This is a genomic window from Verrucomicrobiia bacterium (assembly GCA_035629335.1).
In the GTDB taxonomy this organism is placed as follows: Bacteria; Patescibacteriota; Saccharimonadia; order Saccharimonadales; family Saccharimonadaceae; genus DASUUR01.
The window spans coordinates 1-1,180 of the sequence record DASPIB010000003.1; the positions used below are offsets into that span (position 1 = coordinate 1).

The window sequence follows — 1,180 nt, forward strand, 5'->3', positions numbered from 1 at the left end:
CCCCAAAACCCCAAAACCCCATGTGTACATAATACAGTTAAACAAATATGAAATTGAATATAGAAAGAGAATAATTTATGGAAATATTGTTTGTAGGAATGTAAGTAGTAAAGAATAACTTCAAGCTATAAATATTCAGGCTCATTCTGAAGCAGGTCTAACGAATGGGTCTCCAGATGAGAGTCCACCTTCTTCGTCTGGGCATCCATTGGTGTTAACGAGGCAAATAACTGGAGTATCTGTATTTCCGACATTATTGAGGATACAATGTGAATCCTTGGTGGCGATACCTTCTGAAGCTTCGACGGCTTGTCCTAATTCGTGGAATGAAATATCTTCAGTAACAGTGATATCACCTTCAATGCAGAAGTGTCTCAGTCTTTGAGCGTTCTTTCTTTCTTCTGCGTTGGCTTGGTTGCATGAGCAGCAGTTGCTGTTGCAGTATGTGTCTTGTAAGACATCGGGAGTTGATTAGAGGGATGTGACTTCGTTGATGCTGGCCAAGAGAGATGTTTGGGCAGAGATTCCATTACCGAGGTCTGGCAAGTCGTAGTAGCAATCGCACCAGTCAACATCTACAGTAGCTTCGAATGCATCTTCATCAATATCGACTGCGAGAGCTTGAGCTTGAGCAACACCGCACTCGTCGTCTTCAGTAGAGTCTTGATTCACTTGGGCAAGCAATTTGGAAACCTTTCCAGCATGAGCTGCGCATGCAGTTCCGAGGAAGGCGGCGAGGACCAAAGTAGTGTATTTCATTTGTTGAGATAAATTGAAATTGCATTCTCAGCAGCGCCTTTTAAAGGGTTTGCATGTTGCTAATTTTAGTAACAACTTCTAGCGTGACTTACTAAATGGGTTATTCTAGGAGTGAAACTGTACCTTGGCTAATCCTGCCACACCTGCCGCCCGTTCCCAGTCACCACCATTGTGCACGCACCCATGGCCCCCACATCAGTTGCCCCTTCAAATGCACAGATGTCTGCTGCTTCCCATCCAACTTCACTCTACACTTCAGCAAAGCCCGAAGGGTTATGCTCGGTTTATGATTTATTCCCTAATATATCATTAACTGGCAATTTCAATTTACTCTTCCCTTATTAAATTTCTCGTTTTAATTATAATTTATTCTACTCATTTACACTTCTTAATCCATGTTTCCTCTTAATGGGGTTTTGGG

1 protein-coding gene is annotated in these 1,180 nt (G+C 42.5%); it reads right to left on the reverse strand.

The features are described 5' to 3' along the window. Positions 1 to 471 precede the first annotated feature (471 nt). Entirely contained in the window at positions 472 to 672 is a 201-nt protein-coding gene (locus VD907_05785; protein HYG84355.1) for a hypothetical protein, read from the reverse strand. Positions 673 to 1,180 lie beyond the last annotated feature (508 nt).